We start from the raw sequence: 26,339 nt of genomic DNA on the forward strand, positions 1-26,339 counted from the left end.
TCTTAAAGAATCTTTTTCTGGTACAGCCATAAGCGATAGCTTTTTATGAGCTATAGGCTCGTTGTCAGAAGAGACGTCTCTCATATTTGACCACCTACTTATAAGATTTTCTCCATTGATCTTCCCGTATTTGAATATCCCCGTTTCTTGTTCACTGTTAATTGGATCAATTTCTTACCAACAAGATTTGCACTCCAATTATTCATTAGACACTTTCCTGTCTTACTCTAAGACTTATGTATCAAAGAGAAAACAAATAGGCTGTTTATTGTTGTGACGTCATTAACTTTTTAATAAAGAATGCGACATAGACAAACCCATTTGCGATAAGTAGTGATGCTAGCAAAAGCAAGGGGTTAAACGTTGTGGGGTGTTCTAAAGGAGTCGCAAGACCTGTCTCGTATGGAAAAGGTGGTGTGAAATACGTCTGATCCTGAATGACAAATTCAAAAGGAAACCCTAGCGTAACTTTCTCTAATTCCTGATCATTTGATACCGTTTCTGTGGAAAAGAAAGGAGAGATTAAAACGAATATATTTGCTAAAAAGCAGCATATAAACTTTAACATATTATACCTCCAACAAAATATGTATCATGAGTTTTCTACACATGATCATTTAACCTTCCTGCATTTATTCTATAAGTTCGATCTTCCCTAATTCGGACTGGGCGGGATAAGATTCATTTGCACCACCCTTGCCCCATACTCTTACTTTGTCTCCTTTTTTAAAATCAGAAAATGATTCAAAAAAACCATCAATATTAAAATTGATATGAAAAATATGTGCCTCGTACGGCTTACCATCTACTCTAGAAAGTTCATTCCAACTCATAGTCACAGCTTGGTCCTTTGTAATTCCATGAACGACTAAAATCTCTTTATCTTTAACACGAACTAAATAGCCTTCGATGGTTGGGTCACCTGTATAATCTTGTTCTTCACTATTACAGCCTGCTGTGACAAAAAGAGAAAGGACAAAAAGGACTAATATTCTTTTCATTATTCACCCTCTATTCTCTAGTTCAGTTGCACACCAAGCGATAGCCTCCCGTTTCTGTAAAACATGAAATCGAGATTAACCGGCATACCGTTATCCATATCAATTATACTTTCACCATTTGTGTATCATAGGCAAACTCTATATTCAGTCCAGAACGTTTCACCTTATTTTCTAACTCTTTAAAGTCATCAAACCCTAATCCATTTGGTTCTTCGATGTGTGTTAAGATTACACGTTTGGCTTCAAGATCTTTGACGATCTCCATAGTTTGATTAAAGGTTGCTTCCTCTTGAAAAACAGGATGATCTTCAGGTAATATTCTTTCGCCACTTAAGGGGTGAAATTCGAATATACCTACTGGTAATATAGCGAGGTCAACACCTAATACTTCTTTTGGTGGCACCCAATTATTCAACTCATCCATAGCAATAAGTACTTTTTTATGATCGCTCTCCATTAAGAAAGCATAAACATAATCCTCCGCCAACCGAAACGGAAAAACTTTTGTATCATTCAAGGTAAAACTTTCTCCATCTGTTAATCGATTGAGTTTAGCAAAATCCTGGGACTCAAAAAAGTTTAAATGGTCGCTACTCCCCAAAAATGTTTTGAAATCTATATCTACTTGTTCTGGTATATAAACATCTATTTTCTTATGTTGAGGGGGATGGTTAATCCAGTCCGCACTTAAAGATTCAATGATTCTTCTTCCCATGACATGGTCTGGGTGCCAATGAGAGTATAGTATCCCCTTGACATCATCGACAGTAGAACGGTTGATTTGATTGTAAATATCTTCCGGTGTATCGATCAATAAATCAGGCCCATGTACAAAGATGCTTGGCCCCATTCTACTGTACGGTACCCCTTTATTTCTTGCTTCTGAACAAACGTTACAATGACAAAGTGGTCTTGGTATAGTGATCGCACCACCTGTTCCAAGAAATTCAATTTCCATCTTGAACACTCCCCCTTAAACATTTTCCAAAGTATAACATTTATGTAGTTTCAGTGGTCATCTTCCTAAACAATGACTTAAGGTTCTTGTAGAAATTATTATTGGATATTTTGGCTTTTCACCTAAATCCTCCGTCTGTTTAAGACTCAAAACTGAGATAAATACTCATGATCATCTTTATTGAACGTTGTTATTAATAGCTTAACGAGAAGATTGTGTATCATCGATAATAATAATATTCCCTACATATTGAGCCGTGTTACTTTCATCTTCAAATGTAGCTTCTAAAATATAGTTCCCTTCTTCAGTCGGGAACCGAAATTCTTTATACTGATTCAAATCGAGTTTGATTTTTTCTCCATTACTCCATAGCACAGCTGTGATGGTTGGGTCGGTCCAAATATCTCCACCATTTTCTTTATTCTCTTTAAAATCTAAAGAAGCATCTTGCCCTGGAAAAACCTTGATTTCTCCTTGTGATTGTCCATATTCTTCGATATCATCTATCTTTTCTTCTACTTCTCCACTGGATGAATACCAACTGATATTCGCTTCTGATAATTGTACTGATTGACTCAGCACGTGAGCATCTATATTTAAATGAGCAGTTGGAACTCCAACATCATAATCTTCGCCAATACATCCTGCCAGTGCCGAAATAAAAAGCAATCCTGCAAAAAATTTCAGAGTTTTGTTCATTACCATACATCACTCCTTATATGATTATTAACCATAAATTCAAAAATCCTTGCTTAAAATTACTGCTCGATAGCAAACTTTCCTCAGTGCTCAGTTGTTGTTGATAATATATGGACTCCAACAGCAATAAGCAGTAAAAAGCTTAAATTAATTAAGCGGTAAATCAAAGAAACTCCATCAAATAGATCTAGTACACCGTGGATAGACAACTATTATCTTGAACTATATTAAATTTACCGTACCACATTATCCATATTTTTGTAATTATCTCGACAAGTAAAATATACATTGTCAAAATGTTAAAACTATCTCGGAACGGAGCCAAATTCTAAAAAATGTACAAATAAAAAACAGGCACAAACCATGCCTGTTTTTTAAGGTTGTAGAAACATAGCTTCCAGCGGCGGTTGCCCACCAGCTAAGCCTAACGCTGCAGCTGTATAGACTTGATTCGGGCTTACTGTTACTCCAGGTACTTCTAATGCCGTTTGATTGGTTCCTGCCACGCGGACTTCCAAATCGACAGTTGTTGGCGGCAGTGTCAAATAACGGGTCGCCTTGCCAAAAGGAACGTTTCTAAAGAGAACGTCTCCTCCTTTGACGGCAATGTCAACAGCAGGTGCATTCGGGGATAAATGCCAGAAACGAACCTTGGCTTTACCATTAGACACTGCGTTATTATCCATAACTGCAATCAGTTGGAGGTTATTGAGTTTTCCAGCCGCAGCAACTGTGTACATGTTCTCTCCCTCTACGCCGACGTTTTGCGAAAGTACGGGCTGATTGGTGTTACCGGCTGGATAAATATCGACTTGATACTGGCCGCCTGGAACTTCTAAATAGTCGCTTTGCTGCTTATAAGAAACGTTTTCTAAGACCTTCTGACCATTCACGTACACATCGACAGCTGGTGCATCTGGAGACGCGTGGAGAACTCTCACTTTTGCCGGTGAGCCGTTCATCCCCATCATTTGATCATTCCGCTCACCCATCAACCACTGCTGCATACATTGCAGATGCATGTGGTAATAATGGACATGTTTTTGCGGATCCAGATACTTATAATAGTTGGCGAGCATATCATATTTTGCCGCCTGCCATGCCAACATATCCCGGTTTCCATGTTGGTACATCACACCCACCCCTTTCAAAGATTCCCCAACTTAAGCTTATTCACCTATGAGAGGAGAAGAACTAAAAACACATCTTCCCTAATGGGGGAGGGTGGGGGGGGGAATTCTTTATTATGGGTGTTATTAACGTTGATTGTAGATCCACCTACAAAAACCTTTATCCAATGGGAGTGCTGGAATTCCAAGACATAATTTCACTCTAATAACTTCACTCTTCCAAGGGGTGTAAAACCGCCGTTAGTTGAAGACTCGAAATCAAGATATCATAATACGGATACTTAAATGCTGTCCTTGATCGGTTAACTAGCAGATTGTTACTTCTCTTGTCTTGACTTCACCATTTCCATTTACAGTGTCGGTACCTGACTCACAATTATCTTTGTTTTCCCATTCAACTATGTATTTGTTAAATTTAGTAGTTACCGACGTTACTTCAACCTCTCCAAACTCAGAAGTATGATGTTCTATAACTATTGCTTTCGCTTCTTTTTCCGAAATACCTGATTCATTGGTACTACAAGAAATGAAGACGAACGAAAGCGATAGGAATAATATGGAAAATGTTTTGTTCATTAAGTACCCCCCTTTTTTGAATGTTACATCTGCCATCCCATAGCCTCTCACGCTAAATAGTGCTGTAAAAAACGACTCCAATAAAAGACCGTTTCTTGAGTCATTCCTGCATCCAGTCAACTTCACGATTATTGTAATGACGGATTCAATACTTGTGGAACAATAAAACCTATCACTATAAAAGTGGTTATTAATGATAAATAAGGAGTAAAGATCAGAAAAGACTCCTACTCCTTGACTTTCTATTAATCGCAGTGCATATGCTTCCTCTTATTATGCAGCATTAACAGTGATATCACAGTTAATACAAATGCTAGACTTAACTGTGGTATTAATACATAGTTAAGCATAAACTCTGAAATTAATCCTGCAGCTTCTGGTTGTCTGGCAATTCCCTCAACCGCTAAAGATCCAGCCATTCCTATTCCAAGTCCGATCCCTCCAAAGCTAATAAGGGCCAACGCTGCTGCAAAACAACATTGTGAAAAACGTCCCAATCTAGTTCACCTCCAATATGCTTAAACAATAAATATATTCAGTGGAATAGAATTGTTATAGTCAGTTGGACAGACCAAGAAGAAAACAGGCGTTTTCTAATTATATTGCTTCTTTAAGAGGAGTGATCATTAGATTTACACTTTTACCTTTAAGAATTCCCACTACCTCCTCACCCTCACTCACCTGCTTTGTTAGTCAAAAAGCAACCGTCTATAGTAAACAACTGCCCACTTTACAGGAAGACTCGAAATTAAAATGTTTTAGTACTAATCTCAAATTTAAAAACGTTAAAATTGTAATTCAAATTCCGTAACGATCAATAACTTCTCCGTTATCATTTAAGAATTTTATCGGACCCCATGCATTCACTTGATAGAAGTAACGACCTGAGTCTGTACTTATTATTTCTATTTCTTTTTCCTGGTCGCTCACATCTGCTGTTACGGCAGAAATATTATCATTTTTTAAGTACCCGAATACAATAGGCATCTCTTTTACATTTCCTTCTTCCGTTTCATAGTGTAATACACTGTGTCTTGCACTAAATGAGTCGTCAGTGATGTTTGTCATATCAGAAACATTAAATTCCCAATCTTTATCATTCTGACCAGTGAGTACCGCGTATCCTACCTTTTGAAATCGGCCACTCTCCTCTACATCTTGGGCACTAAAAAGAAATACTGTTCCACCATCTGTTTCTTGTCTAGAGATGATATCATTTACTTTTATCTCATGGGACCAACCATGTTTTATTGCTTCTTCAGGTGATTGATTGATACACCCTGTAAGTATAAAAACTAGTATAATTAAAAGGGAATATTTAGTTATTTGTATTTTATTTTTCACCAGTTGTCACCTCTCCTCTTTAATGGTCAGACTAACGATCAGTTATTAGATTTAGCGCCCCTCTGGACATGAAGTATTTCATATACTCAAGGCATCGAATGATAGAGCCCGTTCCATTAAAATATAGGAATATCATCTTTTTCACTCTAGATTTCTGATGAATTCATTAAGTTCAGTTATCTTTTTGGTTTTGAATACGATTCCTGTTTGATCAGTAATGATATACGTAGGAAAACCATGGTATAGCCCTAATAGCTTCTCGGTATTTTTTATATCGCTGACAGTATGAGTTACTTGTATGATCCGAAAAGGAAAGTTCTTTGCTTCAGAACTAGGATAGGCATCGTAACCCCCGTCTTTGTTAGGTTCAGGATTATAGATATAAAGCCCATAACCGTTTTCTACTCTCATCTCTTGGACAATATCTTGTTTAGTATAGGGTTTTACTGTTACTGCCTTGGCTTCATACAAAGGTAGTTTATTTTTTCCTTTAATCAAAGTATCCTTTGTAACCTGTCTTTTCTCGTAATTCCCAATTTCCACGGACACTTTTTGTCCACGCTTTAAATCGTTAAACGACTTCACTTCACCTTTTACTTCAACACTTTTATCTGGCTTTACTTGAAAGGCTTCAATGGCGTTCTGTTGTTTGTTTTGATTTATCTCTTGACCTTTAAACTCATTTTCAACAAAAACAACAAACGTACCTTTCTCTTGGTTCACCTCATATATTACACCCTCTATAGAAACTTTATCGTTGTTGATACAACCGGATAAAAATATAGCTATAATCATGATTATTCCGACGGTTTTACATCATACAAAGCCCCTTTACATTCCAAAAAATGTAGCATTGTTAGCGTATCATATGAGTGAAATGGTAACGACCAAAAAGACGCTTCTCTATAATAGAGAAACGCCCCCGTTTTTTTAAAACTTGAATTTAACAGTTTCCTTTGTTTAACACACCTGTTTCCTTAGTAAAGGCTTAGACAAATCGTAAATGCTGTTCTCCATGAAATACCTTTAATATAGTATCTCTAGCGGGCACATCTAACTTTTCATAAGAAAGTAAAAAGTCTTTATTATCATATGGTACTTCAATAAAAGAAACATCCATCTGTTCATTTGATCCGACATGCAATTTAACGTATGGCGCAACAGGTTTGTGATTACAACCTAATGAACTTGGATTAAGATAAAGCCTTCTGTTAGACCTAAAATGATGAACGATATGATGGTGCCCAAAACTGATAACGTCTGCTTTGGAATTTTCATATGTTGCATCAAGATTTTCAGTTGTCGGATGGTGATCAATAGGTAAAAACTTATTTTGTACATCTAAATGATAATGAACAAACAAAAAGTTTTTCCCGTTGATCTTCTCAAATCGCATATCTGGCATGTTTAACAATTTAGGGATGAACTTCTTGTCTAATTCAGATGCAATCCATTTATGATGATCTCTTTCCTCACCGACACTTCCTGGTTCTTTCCCATCAATTATGTTTAAAATGGCTTCATCATGATTTCCTTTAACAAAAGTTATATCATTACGTGAAAACAACAAGTCAAGAACCTCATTTGTTTCGTGACCGATACCTATTAAATCACCAAGACAATAAATATGTTCTATTTGCTTATCTTTATCAATGCTATCTAAAACAACTTTTAATGCAGTGCTATTCCCATGTATATCAGCGATAATCGCAATATTAGTACCTATTTCAATCACATCCATCCTTGAAAAAAAAGTGTTTCATCTTATTCAGCTCTTATGCCTCGTTAGTGAAAAAGTGATTGTCCGAATTGAGCTCCCGAATGTAGAAGGATTGAAAGTAAGGTATGGACTACGATTTTCAACTTTCATCATCTGATGCTGTAGTCAATTTCGTCCCGACAGGATCGACAGAATGCATGGGGCCTTGGGAAAAGTGAACCGAGCACAACCGTGTAGAATCCTCCTCATAGAAATTCAGACTCCATTCGTGGTTTCCCACCCGGATGTGCGAGTCACTTTCAACATACAAGTCGAGATCTAGTAAATTTCCTATCATTTTTGGATTCTCTTGAAAAGACAACCCGATGTCCATGGCCATGATGTGTGTCCCCTGGTCATGAACAACATCCTTTCTTTTTTGCAGTTCAATTCTGAATTTCCACGGAGTCGAAAGAAACGTTCGCCGTTCCCTTTCGTTGATATTCAGGTCCAGGCCCTTCGCCTTTTCGATGATCCGTTCGTACTCTGCTTCATTCACAAGCAGACCGATATGGTCAAACCTATCCCCTATTCCATGTCCGAAAGTAATATTCGTCTTCCCTTTCACCATTTCGATGATTCGGAACGCAATCCCTTTATCCCTGAACTCGTCCCATTCCAGCGGCGGATTGAACGTTTGCATCTCTCCTTCGTGTCTACCGACTCGCAATACCGTCTCGAAACCCTGCTGCTGATAGAACTCTTCCATCTGTTCCACACGTTCCGTCCACCAATGGTAGTGAAATAACTGCATCCAATTCCTCCTTATTGTTTCGATTGCGCTTCATAAGGATGAAAAACGCCGCTGATAGACTCTTCCGTATCTGCATCTATACTTCTGATGACACCGCCAGAGATTTCTTCATTCGTTAACCTCCTAGATTCATCACCCTCAATTACAAAGCCAAGATAAATACTTCGCTTGCTGCAGTTTGCTGGCTCCGCTTCAAGTAAGTACTGTTCCTTATAGTCCACTCTCAAATTATGAATTCGTTCAGGAGTAGACGTCTTCGCCTTTAAATCCTCTTGTTTGGTTAGACTTCTTCCTATAACGGAAACCACATATCCTTGACGGTTCATCCACAATGAAACATCACTCAACATTCCTGTTCAAACGATGATCAGTGCATGTTTGCTGCTCATAGTTATCTTCCTTGCAATAAGAATACAGCAGAGTTGAACTAAACGAATCGGATATTGGTCGAAGAGCACCTACTTCTTTTGAAGGAGACTTTTATTTCTTGAGGCTCTATTAATAGTGATTATAGATGTTTCTACATATATTTGAATATTAAGGATTAGATTTAGATCAGACTTATTGAACTAACGCCCCCTTTAACGGAAGACTCGATATCAAGATATTCTAGTTCATTCTCCCATGACTACATACGATTGATCTCTAACTACTACAGTTTCAGGCACAAATCGAAGGAGGACATTGTTAGGGTCTTGATCCTTAAATCTAGAATCCCACATATTCTCATTAGAACCTAAATACTTCGTGAATAACCGCTTAGCTAAGTTAATATCGAATGGTTCTACAGTTGCTTTTCCTCTAAAACCTGCGTGGAGTACTTTTCCTGTTCGAGAGTCAAAATCCACTATACCGATAGCGCAATTGGGTTCTGTATTAATACGTAATGGAAAAGTATCTCCAGGTGTCCCTATAATCCAGAGATATCCATCTTCCCAAAGGAACCATACCGGTGAATCCCTCGGACCTTCGGTTGAAGACGTGGATAGATGTGCAAACAAAGGCTTCATTAAGAATTCATCCAAATCAAAGCTGCTTTTACCCTTTATAATTTTCATTTGTTATAATCCTCTCTATCATAATTGCCCCCATTATCGTAAGACTCGGTTTCGAGATACCTCTTACTTTTCTTTTACTTTAACAGCCGTGGATGTTCATTAAACACATGCTTTATGTACCGAAATTACCGGAAAAAATCATTAAAACAATATACATCACTATGCACACAAAAAAGACCATAGCAATAGAAGAATTAATTAAAGCAATTATTTTCAAAAAACCTTTCTCGCTTTTCAGTGCAGTAATAAAAGAGCCCAGTAAAAGAGAACCCAATAATAAAAGTGACAAAGGTCCAAGTACCAGATTTAATAGCCATACATAAACCAAAAATACAACTATTGAAGCGACTATTAATAATAAAGAGACTAAAGCTAAATTTTTTTTCAACAAACACCACTCCTCGCTATCATTTATTATGAGGGTACAATAAACAACATTCTATTTTTCTTGTTTTATTCTGTTCTTCCGTTAGCACAATAAACTTGTCCACTACCACCTACCACCGTTTCTTTTAACTCTACTACATATACGATAAATGACTGCAATAGTTTCAGTACGTCTATTATCTCGAAACTGAGTCTCCCACTAACCTGCCCATAACATTAAGAAGGGGGCAATTCTTTTGTTAAAGAATTGCCCCCGATAGTTGAAGACTTGAATTCAAGATAAACTCAATAAAACCCTTTAATATATTTATTAGTAAATATCACGGTAAAGGGTAATATATGAATTCTAGGATTAATTATACTATTCCAACTAAAATAAAATGCTTATACAATACGAGAATAATAAGCTACATCGGCAACTCTGCCGTGTAAATGCGATTCAGGCAACACCGCTACCAACGTAAATCCTAGTTTTTCAATTAACTTTTTTGATGGCATATTTTTATTATCTATAGTAGCAAATAGGCGTTTAAGGTTTAATGTGCTTTTACTATGCTCAATGATCGCGGAAACCGCTTCATACGCAAAACCGCCTCCCCAATGCTCCCTCATGAAGCGAAAACCAATTTCGCCAAGATAACCTTCTGCTATTTCTGGAATCATTACATCACCGATGAACTCATCTGTATCTTTTAATGCGACCGTCCATTTTGTTTCAGTACGACTCCTAACCATTTTTAACATTGAGTGTTCATCACGAGGGGGATTAATTCCAAGAAATTCTCTTACTTCATCATTGTTAAACATTTTAAGCATATTGGGAATGTCTTTTTCCGCTCTCGGACGTAAAACCAATCGTTCTGTTTGAATTTTCGGTGCTTCTTTTTTTGCCATGATTTATTCCAGCCTTTCGTACATTATATAAATAATCTATCAATGTGAACGGTACCGAACTTCATCGTTTGTATGTTATAAAGGGCGATTGCTCTATTGAACAATCGCCTCCGTTAGCTAAAGAATTGAAGTCAAGATATCTCTATATAAAAATTAAATTCCGTGTTTTTTTCTAATTCATTTCTTTCCAAAGTTCTTTTCTACTAAGGTCCATCCAATAGCAGAGGCAGAAGAGATAACTAATGCTCGAACTATTCCATCAACACCTAGATCAGAAGGTTTGAATATTGATCCAAAAATCATTATCAAAATAAAAAATACTACAAAATAAATTAAAAACCTACCTAATGTTCGACTCAAGGTATAACCCCTCCTTCTACTTATTGCAGAAACGCCCCCGATAGTTGAAGACTCAGTTTCGAGATACCATAATGATTTCCTTTATAACATGGATCTCTAAACTACAACTATTCTTCATTTTTCTGCTATGAACTTAATTTCACAAGAAACTGTTCTTTTCTCGATGGGGTGTTTTGGAAGTTTGTAGGACGGAGGCTCCGTCACCAAAAGGAAATGGAATAAAATAGCGCATTGTATCCTTTCTTTAACTAAGTTCTCTTTGGTATATCACTTCCCCACCTTTATCAAAAATTTTTACAGACCATTGACCGGTTAGCCTAGGGGCTTCGTTACTTTCGTGGAAAAAGATAAAACCTGTTTCACCATTCACATCTTTGGTAACTTTAGATTCATCAGAGAACGTAACTTCAATTGAATCTCCTTGATTGATTAACTTTTTATCATTGATAATAATATAGACGTGCGCATTATCTCCACCACTCATCCCTATCGATAAAGCTTGAGGCGTACTATTGCTCCACCCTGTATATGCAGAGGAGAGTTCTTCTTTTGATTTGTAGAGTGTGTACTTACTGCCCTCTTCTAATATGTAAACCAATCCATTTCTTTTCTCGATTGCCAAGGGTTCTATCCCACGTTCATCGATAAACTTTTCTATATCAGAATCGGAGATAGAATTTTGGTCTTGAAAGTTATTTTTTTCAGGAACAAAAAGATAAATTGAACTTACTATAATCCCTAATACAAGAAAACCTATAATTGCTTTTTTCACTTTTGTCCCCCGTTTCTATAAGACTTGATTCTGAGACAATTGAATCATATTTTCAACTAACACACCCTTTAGTTTAATTGGAATACATCACCAAATCAGAAACCATGAAGGCAATATACAGTAAAGTAATTGCTATAACACATAATAAAAAGATCTTAAATTTCTCCATAACAATTTCCACCTTTAATCAACAATCCTACTCCGTCGTTTGAAAATTTCCATTTATCCAGTGACTTTGTTTCATGTAATAAGGCAAGTACCTTTTTAAGCAATCCCCTCGTTTGTGGAAGACTTGATTTCAAGATAAATAAAGCATATTTTCACCTAACGCACCCTTAGCGAAAGAAAATATTTATTGATTTTCAGTAATGATTTTCTTTAACTTACTGCTTTCAACGAAGTATTCAAGAGGTCTATCCTTAAAACTATCTCCAGAAGCGATTACCTTAAAAGTATTATCTCCTTTGTAGCCTATATAATAATCGTTCCCGGTGGATCCTACAATGATGGTAAAGTAGGATGCTGTCAATTCTTCCTCTAAGGGTCCATCCGTGGGGATAGGGTCAATATTTACATGATTTTCTTTTTCTTCTTTTTCAACTGAAAGAAATTTTGCGTTATTATAGGTCTCAATAGCTTCCTTCAATAATTTTTCCTTTTTCATCAATCTGATATCTTTCACCAAAGTGCCATCTTTATGAATTTTAAGCGATCCAAATGAAATTTCATTTGCGTTTATAGTTTTCATCCCTTCATTTGAACACCCAGCAATTAAAAATAACATTAAAATAATAGTTATAAATTTTTCCACTTATCTATCCTTACCTTTTATGTTTATTTTAATAGAGAAATGTAAACCTGTTCAATAAACCTGATCTATCACCTCAACTAAGAAATGTTCGAACTACTTTTAGAAGAAAAGCCCTGGCAGTTTAATTAGAATACATTACTAAGTCAGTAACCATAAATGCAATGTACAGTAAAGTAAGTGCTATAACAGATAAAAAGAAGACCTTAAACTTCTCCAAAAACATTCCCGCCTTTCCTCCATACTACTGATCCATAAACACAAACGATATTAAATATGCAGCTAACGTCCCCGTTAACGGAAGACTCGAATTCAAGATATTTTAATTTACTTTATAAACATTTGTTCATTCAGTTCAATTAAGAAGGCAGTGTCTGCATTAAATCGTAGAAATATTTAGGGTCACCCGTATTGAAGTAGCTATACCACGCTTCAAGTGTCTCCTCAGAGAACACATCTAACTTTGCTAGTATAATTTGAGCAAATGGCAGCGCACCTGCAGAACTAGCTGTTATCAAGTTTTCGTCCGAAATAGCTTTAACATCTCTATAATAGGATTCTCCTTTATAACTCGGGCTTACCATCTTGAGATAATCAAGACTGTTGCTAGTATGTACACGTTTATTAAAAACACCAGCTTCTGCGAGTACAGTTGTAGCACCGCAAATCGCAGCAACAATTGCTCCACATTCTAACAGTTCAGTTGCCTTTTCTATAATCGGTTTATGTTTTAAGTCATTCCACGTATCTGCACCTGGCAGCAACAAAACTGACGTTGGAGAAGAAACGATTTCGTCAGTGGTTATCTCTGGTATAACTCTCATCCCTCCCTTGGTTACGATGGAATCCCTGTCAGCCCCAACGATCTTAACAGAAACATTATCGCTATTTTCCTTAAAGTATTGACCCGAATTTAATTCTGACGTCACATATCCAAGCTCCCAGTCTGCTAAAGTGTCCAGTGCATATATGTAGACATTAATCATATTACCCCTCCAATAAAATTACTTTGAATCCAACTAGCCTGCAAAGTGTTTTGAAATGCTAGTCCTTTCTTTTTTTATCCATTTGTTTATTACGAATAAATCAATATAGAGTTTCAGAATTTAGCATTCTTCCCCTATAATCTCGAAACTGAGCCAACTAACTTGCCCTTTTAGAGCGATTGCTCATACTGAACAATCGCCCTCAATTCTTCAAGAATTAATTTTAAGATACAATTTTTAGGCCAAGGTAAAATAATTTCCTTCTTGATATTATTTAAAAGACTCTGCTGCCTCAATTAAATCATTTTTTTCAACTTTAGTTTCCGACTGTTCAGCAAAATATTTTAAAACATAATGAATCTTTCCTTCTTTCCATCTCAAAGTCTTAGTTCCTGAACTATCGACAAAGTATTTTCCAGATTTATCCTCTATTTGTACATCTTGATAATCTTCTTGAGAAGTAGAAGAAACGTCACCTCCGTTTACAGTTAATAAACTAAGGTGCTCCTTAGTTTCTCCATAAAAATCAAAAGTTAAGGTTTTATATGGTTGCTGTACCTTAGGAGGATGACTAAATTCAGCTCGTTCTACTTCAAATGGAAGTTCTGTCGGAAGTTGGGGGTTAAAAGCCAAATCTTCCGTTTTATTGCTCAGCTCATCATTATTGAATTTTTGTAATCCACTTGTCGAATTACACGCCACTAAAATCAATGGTAAAGTTATCATTAGTAATAATTTCTTCATACTATCTCTCCTTCTAAGAACATGTTGTTGATTGCATGTTAAAAGTGTAGTCTACAGCATATACATGCAAAAGGTCTCATATTTCACATACGATTCAGAATTATTGAAGTTTCAAATATTATTACCACGAACCTAAATCTTCAACTATCATACCCAAACCAAAAAAAGGAGGCAATTCTCTCTTATAGAATCGCCCCCTTTTCTAGAAGACTTAGTTTCGAGATAATTAGAGATATAAGGAAAAAAGTAAAACAAATTTTATTATTACTTTTGTCATTCCTTTTAGCCCTTCTCCCAGTAAAACACACCCTCAAAATTTATCTTATAAAAGAGAAAACCTTTCTTAGATCTTACTATTTGATAGTTTTTTCAGTGCCATTAATAATCACTGACTCAATTTCTATAAGATTCAAAGGTATATCAGATTCAAACTTCATTATAACTTCTCCGTTTTTGTTAATGGATTTACTTGAATGAAGCGTAATAACTTCACCGTTTTTAAGCTTAACATCTACATTTGGTTTGTTTCCTTCAGCGTAAGATCCTTCTCCCTTAAGAGTTACTCCCAATGGATGAATTGTTAATTTATTGGATGTCCATCCACCCATGTTCATTTCGAATTTCGTTTCTAACATTGATGTTTCTTCGGCTTGTAATTTGAAAGTCGTGCTCCATTTTCCTTCTTCATATAAACCTGAAGTCACAAAATTCCCGCTTAGTTCATAACTCAGATGGCTACTACCTTCCACCTTGAAAATATATTCAGTGTATTCTCTACCATAAGTCGTATTGCTTCCATCAAACCCAAAATTAACACTGGAGGATTTTATACTACTTCCCGTTTGATCTGTAAGTGTGAATTGTCCATGACTATCAACATACTCACCGTTCCATCGAACTTGAACATGTAAACGATCTTCAATTAACCCAATATTCGTTACTTCCATAAATTCTGTTTCATAAATGGTAGTATTCGAGGATTTAGGTTGGAGAACCTGTATCGTTTCTTGGTTCTTTAAAGAGCGATACAACTCGCCTCCCCCACCAGGTATATTGTTCATATCCAGTGTAACTGTATTTTGTGCATCCTCATTTAAGATGGAGGCGAGTTCTCGAGTTTCAAATTCATGTGTATCTTTGTTACTTAAGAATGACTCAATTTGAAACTTAACCTTTTCTCCGTTGAGTTCCTCTCCGCCATTCGCCTGGATTCTGAGTGTGGCTGTTTTCGTAGTTTCATCAAAAGCAATAACCTGGCTGTTGAACATTTGAGCCCCACTCAGTGAGAAATCATAAAGGTCAAGGGTAGAGTCAATACGATCTCCAGACAAATCTTGTAGTGTTACATAGATAACAGCCATTTCACCATCGTTTACAGCAGCAACTGTCTCCATCTTGATGTCGTTATAAACACTCGTTTCTTCAATAGGCTTCAATAGTAAGGCGGCCTCAGGACTGACTAATGATACTAAATTGTTGATAAAAGGAGTATAGGCCGTGGCAACTCCAGCAGAAAAAAGGATCACTAAGGATACTAAAATGGAAGACATCCACTTTTTTAAACTTCTTTTCTTTCTATACTTTCCTCCATTATGAATACTTGTGAAAAATTTGACCCTGTCCTCTTCCTTCAATAGAGGAAATTCCCCTATATACTGATCTAACTCTTTCTTTAAGCGATTATTCATAAATATCTCCCCCCAGTTTCTGTCGGAGTTTAGATTTTCCTCTGGAAATTCTTGTCTTGACCGTTGATTCTTTCATATTTAGAGCTTCACTAATTTGTTGCAAACTAAATGATTGATAAAATCGTAGTACAAAAATTTCTCGATATTTAATGGGGAGTGATAGAACAGCCTTAGCAAGCTGAACATTATTTTCCTTTAGAATAACCATGTCTTCTGCAGACTTCTCCTTTTCAGAAAATATAGCATCGTTCAAGCTAAATATACGGTTTATGGGTGAACGCAAATAATCTTTACAAGTGTTAATAGCAATCCGATAAAGCCAAGACCTTAGTTTTGCTTCCCTTTTAAAACCACTTATATTTTTATAAACCTTTATCAAAAATTCCTGAAAAATGTCATCTGTAGTTGCATAATTCTTCACATATGTAAAAATAAGACGCTTTATCTCTTCACCATACTGATCAATGATATAATTCATTACCTCTTCGATTGATTCATTGAGAATAACCTCATCCTTCTCTAATTCTTCCTTTTCCAAAAGTTATCACTACTTTCCTCATTGCTTTACCTTAAGACGAGCCACTCTATAGAAAGGTCCCATGTTTTTCAAAAATGTTAAGTGAAAGGAATTTATCGTAATTAGTTCTTCCAAAAAAAAAGACGCATTAAGGAATGCGCCATTGTGGATTAATATTAACATAACTTAATCTTGTTATTGAGCAATAGCCCCGATTGTTTAATAAGTTAAGTTCAAAATTACTGCTATTTAATATCATTGTTTTCCTTATGTTTGAAAATAACTACACTACACTCTTCACACATTAACGCTGGAACTTTTTAGACTTTTAACCATGCATCACCTATTAATGTTTCCCTTCCAAAATCCGCAAAGATGGAATCAGGCGAGTCTGACCAGCAAATTTTTCGAGGAGAGAATATATTCCTTGCTTCAACACGTTACCACATTCAGGACACCTTGCAACATCGTCCATCGTCAGTTACACCACCTTCATCTTAGCGTTCTTATTGAAATAACTAGTAAACCTGCATTGTCATTTTAAATTAACTTTTATTTTGCCCTATGGTTATGTAATAAGGGCGAATACTCTATTAAGCAATCGCCCCCGTTTCTTTAAGACTTGATTTCGAGATATATTGAAGCAGATCTTTAACTAACGCACCCGTTATATAAAAACCAACTACTCTATAAATTTTTCATTAGATCATTTAAATTTTTGTTCATTTCATCTACCTTTTCTTCTAATTTCCTTTGTCGTTTACTTATTGAAAGCACTTCTATCGTACTAACTAAAATTAAAATGAAGAAAATTAAACTTATAATCCAAGCAACATTACCCACTATACCCCTCCCTGAAAATACCTTATTCAAATGCTCTATTGAACAATCGCCCCTTTTCTTTAAGACTCAGTATCAAGATATTACTGCTGAGAACACTGATATATTAACAATATTCATCCAATGGACTCTCATTTAAGTATTAGTCTGCAGTCCTCAATATAGGGTTTAAAAAGAACAATAATACTACACTAAGTATTAATGGAAAGGAACTCCACGCCATCAAGGTTTGAATTTTTATTCCCATTCCTAAAAAAATGGATGTGACTGCATATGAAAGTGGAATTAACCCTAATGATCCAGTTCGAATCAAACTCATTACGCGCCCTACTTTTTCTTGGCTCGCATACGACTGGACCAATGAAATTAATGGAATGTTAACTCCGGGATTAAGCATACCGATGAAAATAATAATACTTACAGCAACCACGATAGAATTTACTTGACTAAAAATAAGCATGCCTAAACCTTGAAGACCGATTAGATACAGTGCATAAGTCCCTCTCTTACTTTGTATGTTCATAACCCCTATAAGGACTGAACCAAGGACCATTCCAAACGTAAATCCACCTTGTACAAAACTAAAGTCCACAGAACTTCCATTGAGTACTCCATCTACGAATATCGGTAGTCCCATCATCAAAGGGCCAGATATAAAAAAGTTTACAATAATTGTAATGATAAACAAAGCCCTCAACAATGAAGAATTCCATGTATAGGTGAATCCCTCTCTTAACTGGGCCTTAAAAGATTGCTGATTAATGTTACCTTGTTTGCTTTGATGTTTGTCAGTCCATTTTATGAATAAAACACCGATTCCAGATATGATTAAAAATAAACCAATCAAAATTAAAACAGCGCTATAGCTGAAGATGTTAATTAAAATTCCTGCGAGTAAAGGACCAGTGAATAAAGCAATTTGAATAGCCCCTTGGAGTAAAGAGTTCGCTCTTGTTAGTTGATTTTCCCTAACTACTCTAGGTATCAGGGCATCCCTGGATGGCTCAAATAACCCTCCGCATGCTCCAAAGAAAGTTGCATTAATGGCGAGCACCCATATTGGAACTTCTGGCAATAATACAAAAAGTCCTGCAAGGATAATGACCAGACATGCTAACGATAGATCAGAAAAGGACATGATTTTCGTTTGTCTGCTTCTATCAGCAACGACCCCTCCTATCACCATAGAAACCATCCGCATGGTCGTTAAGCAAACCAATACAATACCAAGAGAAGCTTCCATACCAAGACTTTCTACTACATACCAGGATTGGATAAACATAAACATTGAGAGACTTAAACTTGAAACGACAGTTGTAAACCACAGCAAAATAAAAGACTTTGATTTTGATAAAGGAACCGTTACTTCTCTTTTCAATTGCTTTACACTTTCCATAAAACCTCTCCCATAATAAATATTTTTACACGGTAAAATTAATTTTACTGTTAGCCCAAAAAAAAGAGAACTTTTTAAGATTCTCCTTTCTTCTTTTCATAGAGGCCTTCTTCCACTTCCAAGCCAAGGATATGGAAATAATAAAGTTTAGAATCTGACGAAGGTTCTGGTCTTTGGATTTCCGCAAGCTCCTCCATCAATGTTGAAAACTTCTGCTGCCAAGCTAAAAAATCTTCTTCTTTAGCATGAATCTCATATGCACTAGATCTATACTTCCACATGGCTGGATCCTTTGAACCAGACTCGTCTTGTAGAGATTCTTCAGGTGCAGCTAGAATACGTCTCTTTGATTGCTCCAACATACTTACCATCATTCGTCTAACTGTTTCTGTCATATCAGAATACGGAATTAAAGACTGATCAGGTACGAAGCCACCTGCAACAGCTTGATAAAATTTTTGTACAATCCCATTTTTCTCTTCTTTATGTACAATTTCTACTAATTCATTTTTCTCTAATTCTTTTAAGTGGTAGTGAATACGAGCTCTAGATAGATCAAATACTTCTGAAAGTTGTTGCCCGGTTTTAGGTTTTTCCATTAGGCGCAGAAGTAATTCGGACCTAAACGGGTCAGCTAAAGCTTTAAGCTGTTCATGAGTAGTCAATAACTTTATATCTTTCATCTATACTGTTCACTCCATTTACTCGGTAAAATTATTTTAACAATAGTATGTAGGAAGCCTTTAATATTGTCAATTAACTGGATGAAATTAATTAAGAAAGGCAATCACTTTTTGTTAAGCAATCGCCCCCGTTTGTTTAAGACTCGGTTTCAAGATAAATTGGACTTAGAAACGTTCTTAAACTTTATTATTCAGTACTCTAAAAAAACTCTCCTAGGGTTGAAGGTGGTATCCTTTTTCCCTTGGATAAAGTTTGATTAAACCAAACACTGTCGCAAAAAGTAATATAGCAGCAATGATAACAATTACAATCAAATCCATTTGGGTAGGTAATGATTGGGTTTCCTCACTCCCCATTAACATAGGTGAAAGGTAGAGTTCATTCATTAAAGCTAAGAGATTCCCAAAAGAGTGTAAGATAATCGGAACATATATTTTCCCCGTTTTCAGATAAGCAATTGAGAACAATATAGACATCAAGAAAGCACTAAAGAAACTGAAGGGGTGACCAATTGTAAATAAGATTGCAGTAAATACCACACCCTTGATACGGCCGTATTTTATAACAAACTTGTTAAGCATCATCCCCCTAAAAAATAGCTCTTCTATAACTGGAGCTAATACAACAGCTAAAGTAATTTTCAACAGAATATTAGAAGGCAAAGCTTGGTTCTGCAGTCTTTGATCTGCTAAAGGGACATCACCTATGTCAGGAAATGCAAAAAGAATGGAAACTCCAAGAGTCATAAATAAGGCTGCTGCGGTTATTTTTACTAATGGGACAAAGGAAAGCATTCTAATCCAAGGAATCTTGACATCATTTTTAGTGCTTAATTTTGAAAACCTCATCCCTCTTTTGGATAGCTCAAGGCAAATCCATAAAAAAATAAATATGTATAAAGTAATATCTGCTATCTCAGTAGTTGATTCACTGGGATTAAAACCAATTGAAAATAGCGCGTAAGATATTTCCCAAACTAATACGAAAGGTATGATTGGCCATAGTTTTACATTTCTAAAACCTATCTTCTTTTGATTCATTTGTTCCTCCTTTCAAATCTACAAATTATATAGACTAATGCTTATTATTTCAAAACCCCTTGATATACTCAAGGTAAGATTAAAGGATTATAGTAACGTTTGATTCTCCCTAGCCAAGCTTTTCTAATTCTCGAAAATAAAGAAAAGACGACTATCTTATATTAGATAATCGCCCCCGCTAGTGGAAGACTCAGTACTGAGATAAATAAAATTGTAGCAGTTTTGACAAGTAACTTTTAAAATATATTGATAGCTAGCAACAGGAGATGTGGGCTAAGAATTAGTAGTACATGCATGGTAATTAGTTTTCGATTACTAGTACCAAATGCAATCGCTCCTCCAAACAAACCACAAATAAAAGTAATAATCAAAGTGACTATTGCTCCGTAATCCACAAAGAAAAACCAATAATAAGACAGTAATCCAACAACAAAAATAATTCCTGAAATTATGGAAGGCATACTTTGCTCCTCCTAACCGTATTTAACGTCACGTCTTGAGACTTAATAAAACCTAAGATTTAATAACAATCACATTAGTCTCAGTATCTTCTTTGTAACTTTTTCACAATAGCCCCCGTTTGTGGAAAACTTGAATTCAAAGTAATCTTGAATATCATAAAGCTTTTTACACAGTAGATTCAGACTTATTTTGTACATTATTTATGAATTGAGTTAAGAGTTGTGAATACACTTCTGGTTGTTGATCATGAACTAAGTGAGCGGCGAAAGGCAACACAGAAACATTAATCATTTTGTTCTGCTTAGGATAGATGGAAGCACCAGTTACTTCATGATGGTTCCCTTCTCCCACTATGTAAAGTACAGGTACATTAAGATCACTTAAATCTTCGGTTTCTTCAAAGGGATACCACTCAGAGTCTCTAGATATGCTAAGTAATGTTTGCCAATCAGAGTGATGTTTGTTGTCTAATTCTTCACGAACCTCTTCTTTCTCTAACATCACGTTTTGCATGTTAATGCTCTCTTCATGCATTGCGTTCCAATTTTGAGGTTTGACAGGCATTAGTCCAGATAAAGTTAGACTCTTAATATATTCGGGATACTGTCTAACAAAAAACAAGGCTACAATTGCACCTAATGAACAACCGACCAAGTGAACGTTTGTAATTTGCATTTCATCTAAAGTTTCTCGCAAGTCTTCTGCGCTTTTGGAAAAATAATCATCAAAATCATTCGAATGAGATTTCCCATGTCCACGCAGATCTGGTGCAATGACTTCAAAATTGCTTGCAAAGTAGTTCTGTTGATACTCGAAATCTGTAGAGCTTGTCTCAAGACCGGTGTGTAAAAATAAGACCGGACCCCCGCTCCCTTTACGGATAGAATGTAATATCATGTGAGCATAACTCCTTCGATAATTTGTATTTTTTTAAATTAAGATCAGAGCTTTATTAAAGCTGATTTCCACAATCGCCCCCGTTACTTAAAGACTCGATTTCGAGATGTAGACATTATACGAAACCTACCCTCCCATTATTAAAGATAAATAATTTATAAAAGCAAACCATCCCAAGGAAGCTATACTTAATGTAAGCACAGCAAGTGACAGGTAAGGGTGATAGCCCGAATCTTGTTTTGATCGTACTAAGAAATATATTGCCCCCAAAATACTTACTACAAATATCAATCCCAAGATAACATTCATTACATTAGACAGTCTGATTCCGGAACCAACAAGTACGTTAATTAAGTAAATCAGGTTAACAATTACTGATATTGCTAATAATGTTTTCTTCATAGTACCTCCTTAATTAATGCTAGTGTGTTGATTAATACATTTAGCTTTTACATAATTCCAATTATTTCAAATGGGAGCGAGGAACTCAATCCTTTCTCACTAAAAAGAGACTTATCATTACTGCAGATAAGCCCCCGTTTCTTGAAGACTCGAACTCAAGATATTTAGTAACATACTGGGAAAATTATTGGCAGATAGAAGAATGATGGAAGCACCAAAAAAAACGCAGGGATGAAAAGCGGCGCGTCAGAGGTCAATTCAATTCCACCCGCTCGTTGTTTTCGTCCTTATAAGTGAGATGGCCATAGAAACGGTGGGATTTCGCCTCCGGCAATTTTTCATAACGGACAAATGTTTCTTCATCCAATACATTAAGAGAAAAGCTGTGACCAATTTTCTGGATTTTCACATCGATGGATTCGATGTTTCTCCCGAATTTTTTACCGAAGACCACTCCATAAGATCCATTATCCGTTTTAACACCTCGATAGGATATAGCTGAAGTGCCGAGATCTATGGTTTCCAATGAGTAGTTGCCCGTCCACGCTCGTTCAAGAAGAGCATAATCCATGGTTCCATTTAACAGGAAGGTGGTGATGGATAAGTCACTCTCCCCGATGTTTGTGATTTTCACGTTTTCTATTTCGCCTGACGCTTCCGGGTCATCCATCCCTTCCAGTTTTTCTGTTATGGCTTCCTGCACTGCCTTCTCGTTATCATCGATATCATGATTTACGGATGTGACAAGATAGGCCAAGGCTCCACCCATTATCACGAAAGGAATGAGTTTTAAAAAAACGCTTTTCAAATAATCACCTCAAGTATTTCAAGCTCTACAGAAATAGTATCGTTGATGATACCTCCTGTTAAAAATATCGTTATAATCATGATCATTCCAATGGTCTTATACAAATAAATAAAGCCCCTAACCTTTCCTTGAGAATTTACTGGGAAAAAGTAGCGTACCATATGATTTTAAAAGTAACGACTAAAAAAGCGAATAACCATATAAAAGTATTGCCCCCGTTTCCGTAAGACTTGATTTCGAGATATTTTATGTAATCTACTACCTTCTCGCATTACTCGAACCATTCAGATGGCCATCCTAATCAATTTGATAGAGATAATGCCCCCATTAAAACAATAATTCCAGCTAGAAACAATAAATACACTGCACGAGCTTTCCGTTTATTTTGGAACTCTGAAATACTGTATATTAAAAGCATGGCCCCAATAAAAAACTGAGTATAGTATAAGATTTGTTTGTTATCAGTTATAACACTAAGAACTATTAAGGAAATTGCTATAAAGGCTGCTACAATTCTAATTGCTTTCATCAGGACCCTCCTTCCTCTTATAACTATTAATATAATAGATGTTACTGATGGTTTTTTGTTCTGCTTTTATCTATGTATGTAACAAAAAAATACAATGACCATGATAACAGTCCAACCAATGCAGTAATCCAGCTCTGGATATTTACTTCAAAAAATAAAACTATGAAGAAATAACCTAAACACAACAATCCAATACCCCTACTTAATTTATTACCCAATATAGCCCCCCTCTCTAATAATTTTGTTTACTTAGTAAAAAAGCCAATTTTCCCATAGAACAATTCCCCCCATTTGTATAAGACTTGAATATATATCGATTAAAAATGAGTCATAATAACTTATGTAGTTCAGATTACTTTTTTCTAATTGGGAAAGCTTGTCTATTCTTCGATAAAGTGATTGCTTAACAAAAGGGATCGTCTTATATCCTTAGATATTAATTGACTTAGTTATATGAACATTACAGGTAATATGCCATTTTCTAACACTCTACATCCAATTATATTACTAATTTTTCCGGAACTTTTTCTCTAATAAAATTGCTACAATAATAAATGTCACAACAAAAAATGACTGTGCAATATTTGTCCCCCAATTTAAATTGTCATGTCTAATATAATCCGCTATAACTAACCAGGCAGTAAGAAGAAAAACCCCTACAATATAAATTATACTTGTTCTAATAATAATTCCCTCTCAATCAATTTAATTTTTGAAATTTCATTTACTTAATCGAAAAAGCTAATCACTCGTAGATAACTCCATGGTTATTAGTATTCAGTTGAGCTAACCTGCCATGAAAGGCAAGAAAATCACACCTAATACAATGCTCAATAAACAAGTAATAATCCAGTCTCTCTTGCTTCTCATATTAAACAAAAAGTTAATTGTAGAACTTATGATAAAGCATACTGAAAATCCAAATAAGAAATATGCTATGTATTCCATTTCAACACCTCTTTTAAATACTTTTCACCCTGTCGTTTGAATGAATTCCCTCGTCTTCATAAAGTGATATAAAAACCGCATATACTCCTGACCCAATTCTTGAAGACTCAGTTTCAAGATAAATTCATTAGCCCCTCTATCTCTACTCTAGGAGATTTTATAATAAAAGAACACACATAGTGCATAAAAGGGGACAGCCAAACTAATAAAAGATATTCCAGATTTTATTTCATCAATAGTATATAGGTGAGAATAAAATAAAAAATATAGCAGCCAAGAAATCAAGGCTATAGACGCTATCAAATAATGAAATACTTCGTCTTTTTTTCTATAATTCATTACATCACTCAACGTGAAGCCCCTTTCAAAGATATTTATAAATCCGCTATAACTTATGTACGAGACAAAAAGATTTTAGTTTCAAAATGACTGTTATATCGAAACTGTGTCTATAACAACCCCTGTGCAAACAATACTAAGAGGACAATTCCATTATTATAGAATTGCCCCCGTTAGTTGAAGACTTGATTTTGAGAGATATTAAAATCTAAAGCGCTTTATCCATTCAAGCTCTATAATTGAACTTTAAAACAAAAATCATTTATTCCTGCTTAACTTAAAAAACCTAGATACAGTTAGTAAAATCCATCCGGTAATCATTAATAGTATGGAGAATGAAGAGAAAGGTACAGGGGGATTTTCAACAAACTCAAACGCTATCCCAATCGCAAGTGCAATTGTACCAATAAAAAATAAAGATCTGCCTACTTTATAATTTCTATCCAATAGAACCATCCTCTCAAGTTGTTGATATGACATTTGTAAGCCATACCCACTTTGCAACCATCGCCCCCGATACAGGAAGACTCGAAGTCGAGATACCCTATTCAACCTTTTATTAAAGTCCGACACATTACTTTAAAAGACTTAACTTAAGAGTTAGGAGACATCCCGGCCATCATTGCAGCAAACATTATAAGGGTAGCCGTTCCCAATAAAATAATAATTGATAAAGTTGCAAAAAACTTTTGTCTCTTAAAAGAAAGTATGGATAATATCGTGGCTATAATCAGAAACGTCCATATGACTATGATATCTTTTGAACCCGGTAGAAAAAGTAATGATAGAAACCCGGAGATAGGGACTACGCTTAGTATCAGTATATAAACCCCCAGTAAAATTTCTTTATTCTTCAATTCAGCACCCCCTCTTTCTTACAATTTCTACATACCAAAAAAACTATTTTGCAGATGTTTTATAGCAATTGCAACGCGCATTTATGTATGTTTTTCAAAATTATCCCTTGTTAAATTAGTTACGGATAAAACTGGATAAAGTTTCAAAACTTAGCGAACTATTCTATTTGTCTTTAAACTGAGCCTTCTACCCTGCCCTACACATAAAAACGGGGACAATTCTGATGTTGCAGAATTGCCCCCGTTAGCTTAAGACTCAGTTTCAAGATATTCTCAGAAAGAATTGTTTATTCATTGATTAAAATACACCGGAACCGTTCAACTCCAGGATATTTTTCTCCTAAGCTTGTTATTTGAAAGCCATAATTCTTATAGAAATTCACAGCATCAATATCAGTTTCAGCCAAAACAGTTTCGAACGCATATTTTTCTAGAATGAAGTTAATCATTTTAGTTCCTACATTATTGTTTCTGTGTTTTGGCGATACTGCAATATGCTTTATCTCACATTGCCTTGGCCTAAATAATTCAATTCCGATACATCCCACATTCTCATCTGCAAGGTAATAACTATAAAGTTTTCTGGTTTGCAATTTCATATACGAATTATATTCTTGGTTAATATTTTTCTCTGAGGTAGCAAGTGATAAGAGGTTCCATATATCAGGGTGTATTTCCATTGATTTTACTTCTTTCACAAAG

32 protein-coding genes are annotated in these 26,339 nt (G+C 35.6%); all 32 read right to left on the minus strand.

The features are described 5' to 3' along the window. Positions 1-265: 265 nt before the first annotated feature. The 32 genes from K2225_RS12085 to K2225_RS12240 all read right to left on the minus strand — a co-directional run bounded on the left by K2225_RS12085 (position 266) and on the right by K2225_RS12240 (position 26,335). Entirely contained in the window at positions 266-568 is a 303-nt protein-coding gene (locus tag K2225_RS12085) for a hypothetical protein (protein WP_220585002.1), read from the minus strand. A gap of 64 nt (positions 569-632) precedes the next feature. Continuing rightward, entirely contained in the window at positions 633-1,001 is a 369-nt protein-coding gene (locus K2225_RS12090; protein ID WP_220585003.1) for a YobA family protein, read from the minus strand. Between the two features lie 103 nt (positions 1,002-1,104). Beyond that, positions 1,105-1,959, minus strand: coding sequence for an MBL fold metallo-hydrolase (locus K2225_RS12095; RefSeq protein WP_220585004.1), 855 nt, complete (start codon positions 1,957-1,959; stop codon positions 1,105-1,107). Positions 1,960-2,160: 201 nt separating this feature from the next. Next, positions 2,161-2,664 (minus strand): hypothetical protein, encoded by a 504-nt coding sequence (locus K2225_RS12100; RefSeq protein WP_255574493.1) that lies wholly within the window; start codon positions 2,662-2,664, stop codon positions 2,161-2,163. Between the two features lie 368 nt (positions 2,665-3,032). Beyond that, positions 3,033-3,791 (minus strand): DUF4397 domain-containing protein, encoded by a 759-nt coding sequence (locus K2225_RS12105; protein WP_220585005.1) that lies wholly within the window; start codon positions 3,789-3,791, stop codon positions 3,033-3,035. A 303-nt stretch (positions 3,792-4,094) separates the two neighbouring features. Further along, a complete protein-coding gene (locus K2225_RS12110; protein ID WP_220585006.1) occupies positions 4,095-4,400 on the minus strand; it encodes a hypothetical protein in 306 nt (101 codons plus the stop codon). Positions 4,401-4,609: 209 nt separating this feature from the next. Then, the gene (locus K2225_RS12115) at positions 4,610-4,861 is read right to left on the minus strand and encodes an ATP F0F1 synthase subunit C (RefSeq protein ID WP_146813070.1); all 252 of its coding nucleotides are present in this window, start codon (positions 4,859-4,861) and stop codon (positions 4,610-4,612) included. A 301-nt stretch (positions 4,862-5,162) separates the two neighbouring features. Further along, positions 5,163-5,708: a hypothetical protein gene (locus K2225_RS12120; RefSeq protein ID WP_220585007.1), complete on the minus strand. Its 546-nt coding sequence runs from the start codon at positions 5,706-5,708 to the stop codon at positions 5,163-5,165. 141 nt (positions 5,709-5,849) lie between these two features. Then, a complete protein-coding gene (locus K2225_RS12125; protein WP_220585008.1) occupies positions 5,850-6,431 on the minus strand; it encodes a hypothetical protein in 582 nt (193 codons plus the stop codon). A 265-nt stretch (positions 6,432-6,696) separates the two neighbouring features. After that, complete coding sequence (locus K2225_RS12130) at positions 6,697-7,443, minus strand: metallophosphoesterase family protein (protein ID WP_370632753.1); 747 nt, start codon at positions 7,441-7,443, stop codon at positions 6,697-6,699. A 124-nt stretch (positions 7,444-7,567) separates the two neighbouring features. Beyond that, positions 7,568-8,221 carry a hypothetical protein gene (locus tag K2225_RS12135; protein ID WP_220585010.1) on the minus strand — a complete coding sequence of 218 codons (654 nt, stop codon included), beginning with the start codon at positions 8,219-8,221 and terminating at the stop codon, positions 7,568-7,570. An 11-nt stretch (positions 8,222-8,232) separates the two neighbouring features. Beyond that, entirely contained in the window at positions 8,233-8,547 is a 315-nt protein-coding gene (locus K2225_RS12140) for a Rossmann-fold NAD(P)-binding domain-containing protein (RefSeq protein ID WP_220585011.1), read from the minus strand. 288 nt (positions 8,548-8,835) lie between these two features. Then, positions 8,836-9,279 carry a pyridoxamine 5'-phosphate oxidase family protein gene (locus K2225_RS12145; protein ID WP_220585012.1) on the minus strand — a complete coding sequence of 148 codons (444 nt, stop codon included), beginning with the start codon at positions 9,277-9,279 and terminating at the stop codon, positions 8,836-8,838. Between the two features lie 112 nt (positions 9,280-9,391). Further along, positions 9,392-9,667 carry a hypothetical protein gene (locus K2225_RS12150; RefSeq protein WP_220585013.1) on the minus strand — a complete coding sequence of 92 codons (276 nt, stop codon included), beginning with the start codon at positions 9,665-9,667 and terminating at the stop codon, positions 9,392-9,394. A 383-nt stretch (positions 9,668-10,050) separates the two neighbouring features. Beyond that, positions 10,051-10,560: a GNAT family N-acetyltransferase gene (locus K2225_RS12155; protein WP_220585014.1), complete on the minus strand. Its 510-nt coding sequence runs from the start codon at positions 10,558-10,560 to the stop codon at positions 10,051-10,053. Positions 10,561-10,737: 177 nt separating this feature from the next. After that, entirely contained in the window at positions 10,738-10,920 is a 183-nt protein-coding gene (locus K2225_RS12160; RefSeq protein ID WP_220585015.1) for a hypothetical protein, read from the minus strand. A 244-nt stretch (positions 10,921-11,164) separates the two neighbouring features. After that, on the minus strand, positions 11,165-11,692 hold the full coding sequence (locus K2225_RS12165) for a hypothetical protein (RefSeq protein ID WP_220585016.1): 528 nt from the start codon (positions 11,690-11,692) through the stop codon (positions 11,165-11,167). A 352-nt stretch (positions 11,693-12,044) separates the two neighbouring features. Then, positions 12,045-12,503, minus strand: coding sequence for a hypothetical protein (locus tag K2225_RS12170; RefSeq protein WP_220585017.1), 459 nt, complete (start codon positions 12,501-12,503; stop codon positions 12,045-12,047). A gap of 356 nt (positions 12,504-12,859) precedes the next feature. Beyond that, positions 12,860-13,486, minus strand: coding sequence for a DJ-1/PfpI family protein (locus K2225_RS12175; RefSeq protein WP_220585018.1), 627 nt, complete (start codon positions 13,484-13,486; stop codon positions 12,860-12,862). A gap of 270 nt (positions 13,487-13,756) precedes the next feature. Continuing rightward, positions 13,757-14,230, minus strand: coding sequence for a hypothetical protein (locus tag K2225_RS12180; protein WP_220585019.1), 474 nt, complete (start codon positions 14,228-14,230; stop codon positions 13,757-13,759). A gap of 353 nt (positions 14,231-14,583) precedes the next feature. Further along, a complete protein-coding gene (locus K2225_RS12185; protein ID WP_220585020.1) occupies positions 14,584-15,918 on the minus strand; it encodes a hypothetical protein in 1,335 nt (444 codons plus the stop codon). After that, positions 15,911-16,456: a sigma-70 family RNA polymerase sigma factor gene (locus K2225_RS12190; protein ID WP_255574496.1), complete on the minus strand. Its 546-nt coding sequence runs from the start codon at positions 16,454-16,456 to the stop codon at positions 15,911-15,913. The genes K2225_RS12185 and K2225_RS12190 overlap by 8 nt, the downstream gene beginning before the upstream one ends. A gap of 666 nt (positions 16,457-17,122) precedes the next feature. Then, a complete protein-coding gene (locus K2225_RS12195) occupies positions 17,123-17,278 on the minus strand; it encodes a hypothetical protein (RefSeq protein ID WP_220585021.1) in 156 nt (51 codons plus the stop codon). 139 nt (positions 17,279-17,417) lie between these two features. Next, positions 17,418-18,671, minus strand: coding sequence for an MFS transporter (locus tag K2225_RS12200; protein WP_220585022.1), 1,254 nt, complete (start codon positions 18,669-18,671; stop codon positions 17,418-17,420). Positions 18,672-18,745: 74 nt separating this feature from the next. Further along, entirely contained in the window at positions 18,746-19,354 is a 609-nt protein-coding gene (locus K2225_RS12205) for an ArsR family transcriptional regulator (RefSeq protein ID WP_220585023.1), read from the minus strand. Positions 19,355-19,567: 213 nt separating this feature from the next. Continuing rightward, entirely contained in the window at positions 19,568-20,395 is an 828-nt protein-coding gene (locus tag K2225_RS12210) for a CPBP family intramembrane glutamic endopeptidase (RefSeq protein ID WP_220585024.1), read from the minus strand. Positions 20,396-20,631: 236 nt separating this feature from the next. Beyond that, positions 20,632-20,856: a hypothetical protein gene (locus K2225_RS12215; RefSeq protein WP_220585025.1), complete on the minus strand. Its 225-nt coding sequence runs from the start codon at positions 20,854-20,856 to the stop codon at positions 20,632-20,634. A 166-nt stretch (positions 20,857-21,022) separates the two neighbouring features. Next, a complete protein-coding gene (locus tag K2225_RS12220) occupies positions 21,023-21,754 on the minus strand; it encodes an alpha/beta fold hydrolase (protein ID WP_220585026.1) in 732 nt (243 codons plus the stop codon). Between the two features lie 126 nt (positions 21,755-21,880). Next, positions 21,881-22,156 carry a hypothetical protein gene (locus K2225_RS12225; RefSeq protein ID WP_220585027.1) on the minus strand — a complete coding sequence of 92 codons (276 nt, stop codon included), beginning with the start codon at positions 22,154-22,156 and terminating at the stop codon, positions 21,881-21,883. A gap of 253 nt (positions 22,157-22,409) precedes the next feature. Next, positions 22,410-22,913 (minus strand): hypothetical protein, encoded by a 504-nt coding sequence (locus tag K2225_RS12230; RefSeq protein ID WP_220585028.1) that lies wholly within the window; start codon positions 22,911-22,913, stop codon positions 22,410-22,412. Positions 22,914-23,265: 352 nt separating this feature from the next. Next, positions 23,266-23,493 carry a DUF3953 domain-containing protein gene (locus K2225_RS12235; RefSeq protein WP_220585029.1) on the minus strand — a complete coding sequence of 76 codons (228 nt, stop codon included), beginning with the start codon at positions 23,491-23,493 and terminating at the stop codon, positions 23,266-23,268. Positions 23,494-25,924: 2,431 nt separating this feature from the next. Beyond that, complete coding sequence (locus tag K2225_RS12240) at positions 25,925-26,335, minus strand: GNAT family N-acetyltransferase (RefSeq protein WP_220585030.1); 411 nt, start codon at positions 26,333-26,335, stop codon at positions 25,925-25,927. Between the last annotated feature and the right edge of the window lie 4 nt (positions 26,336-26,339).

The sequence above is a fragment of the Halobacillus sp. Nhm2S1 genome, assembly GCF_019599545.1.
GTDB lineage: Bacteria > Bacillota > Bacilli > Bacillales > Halobacillaceae > Halobacillus.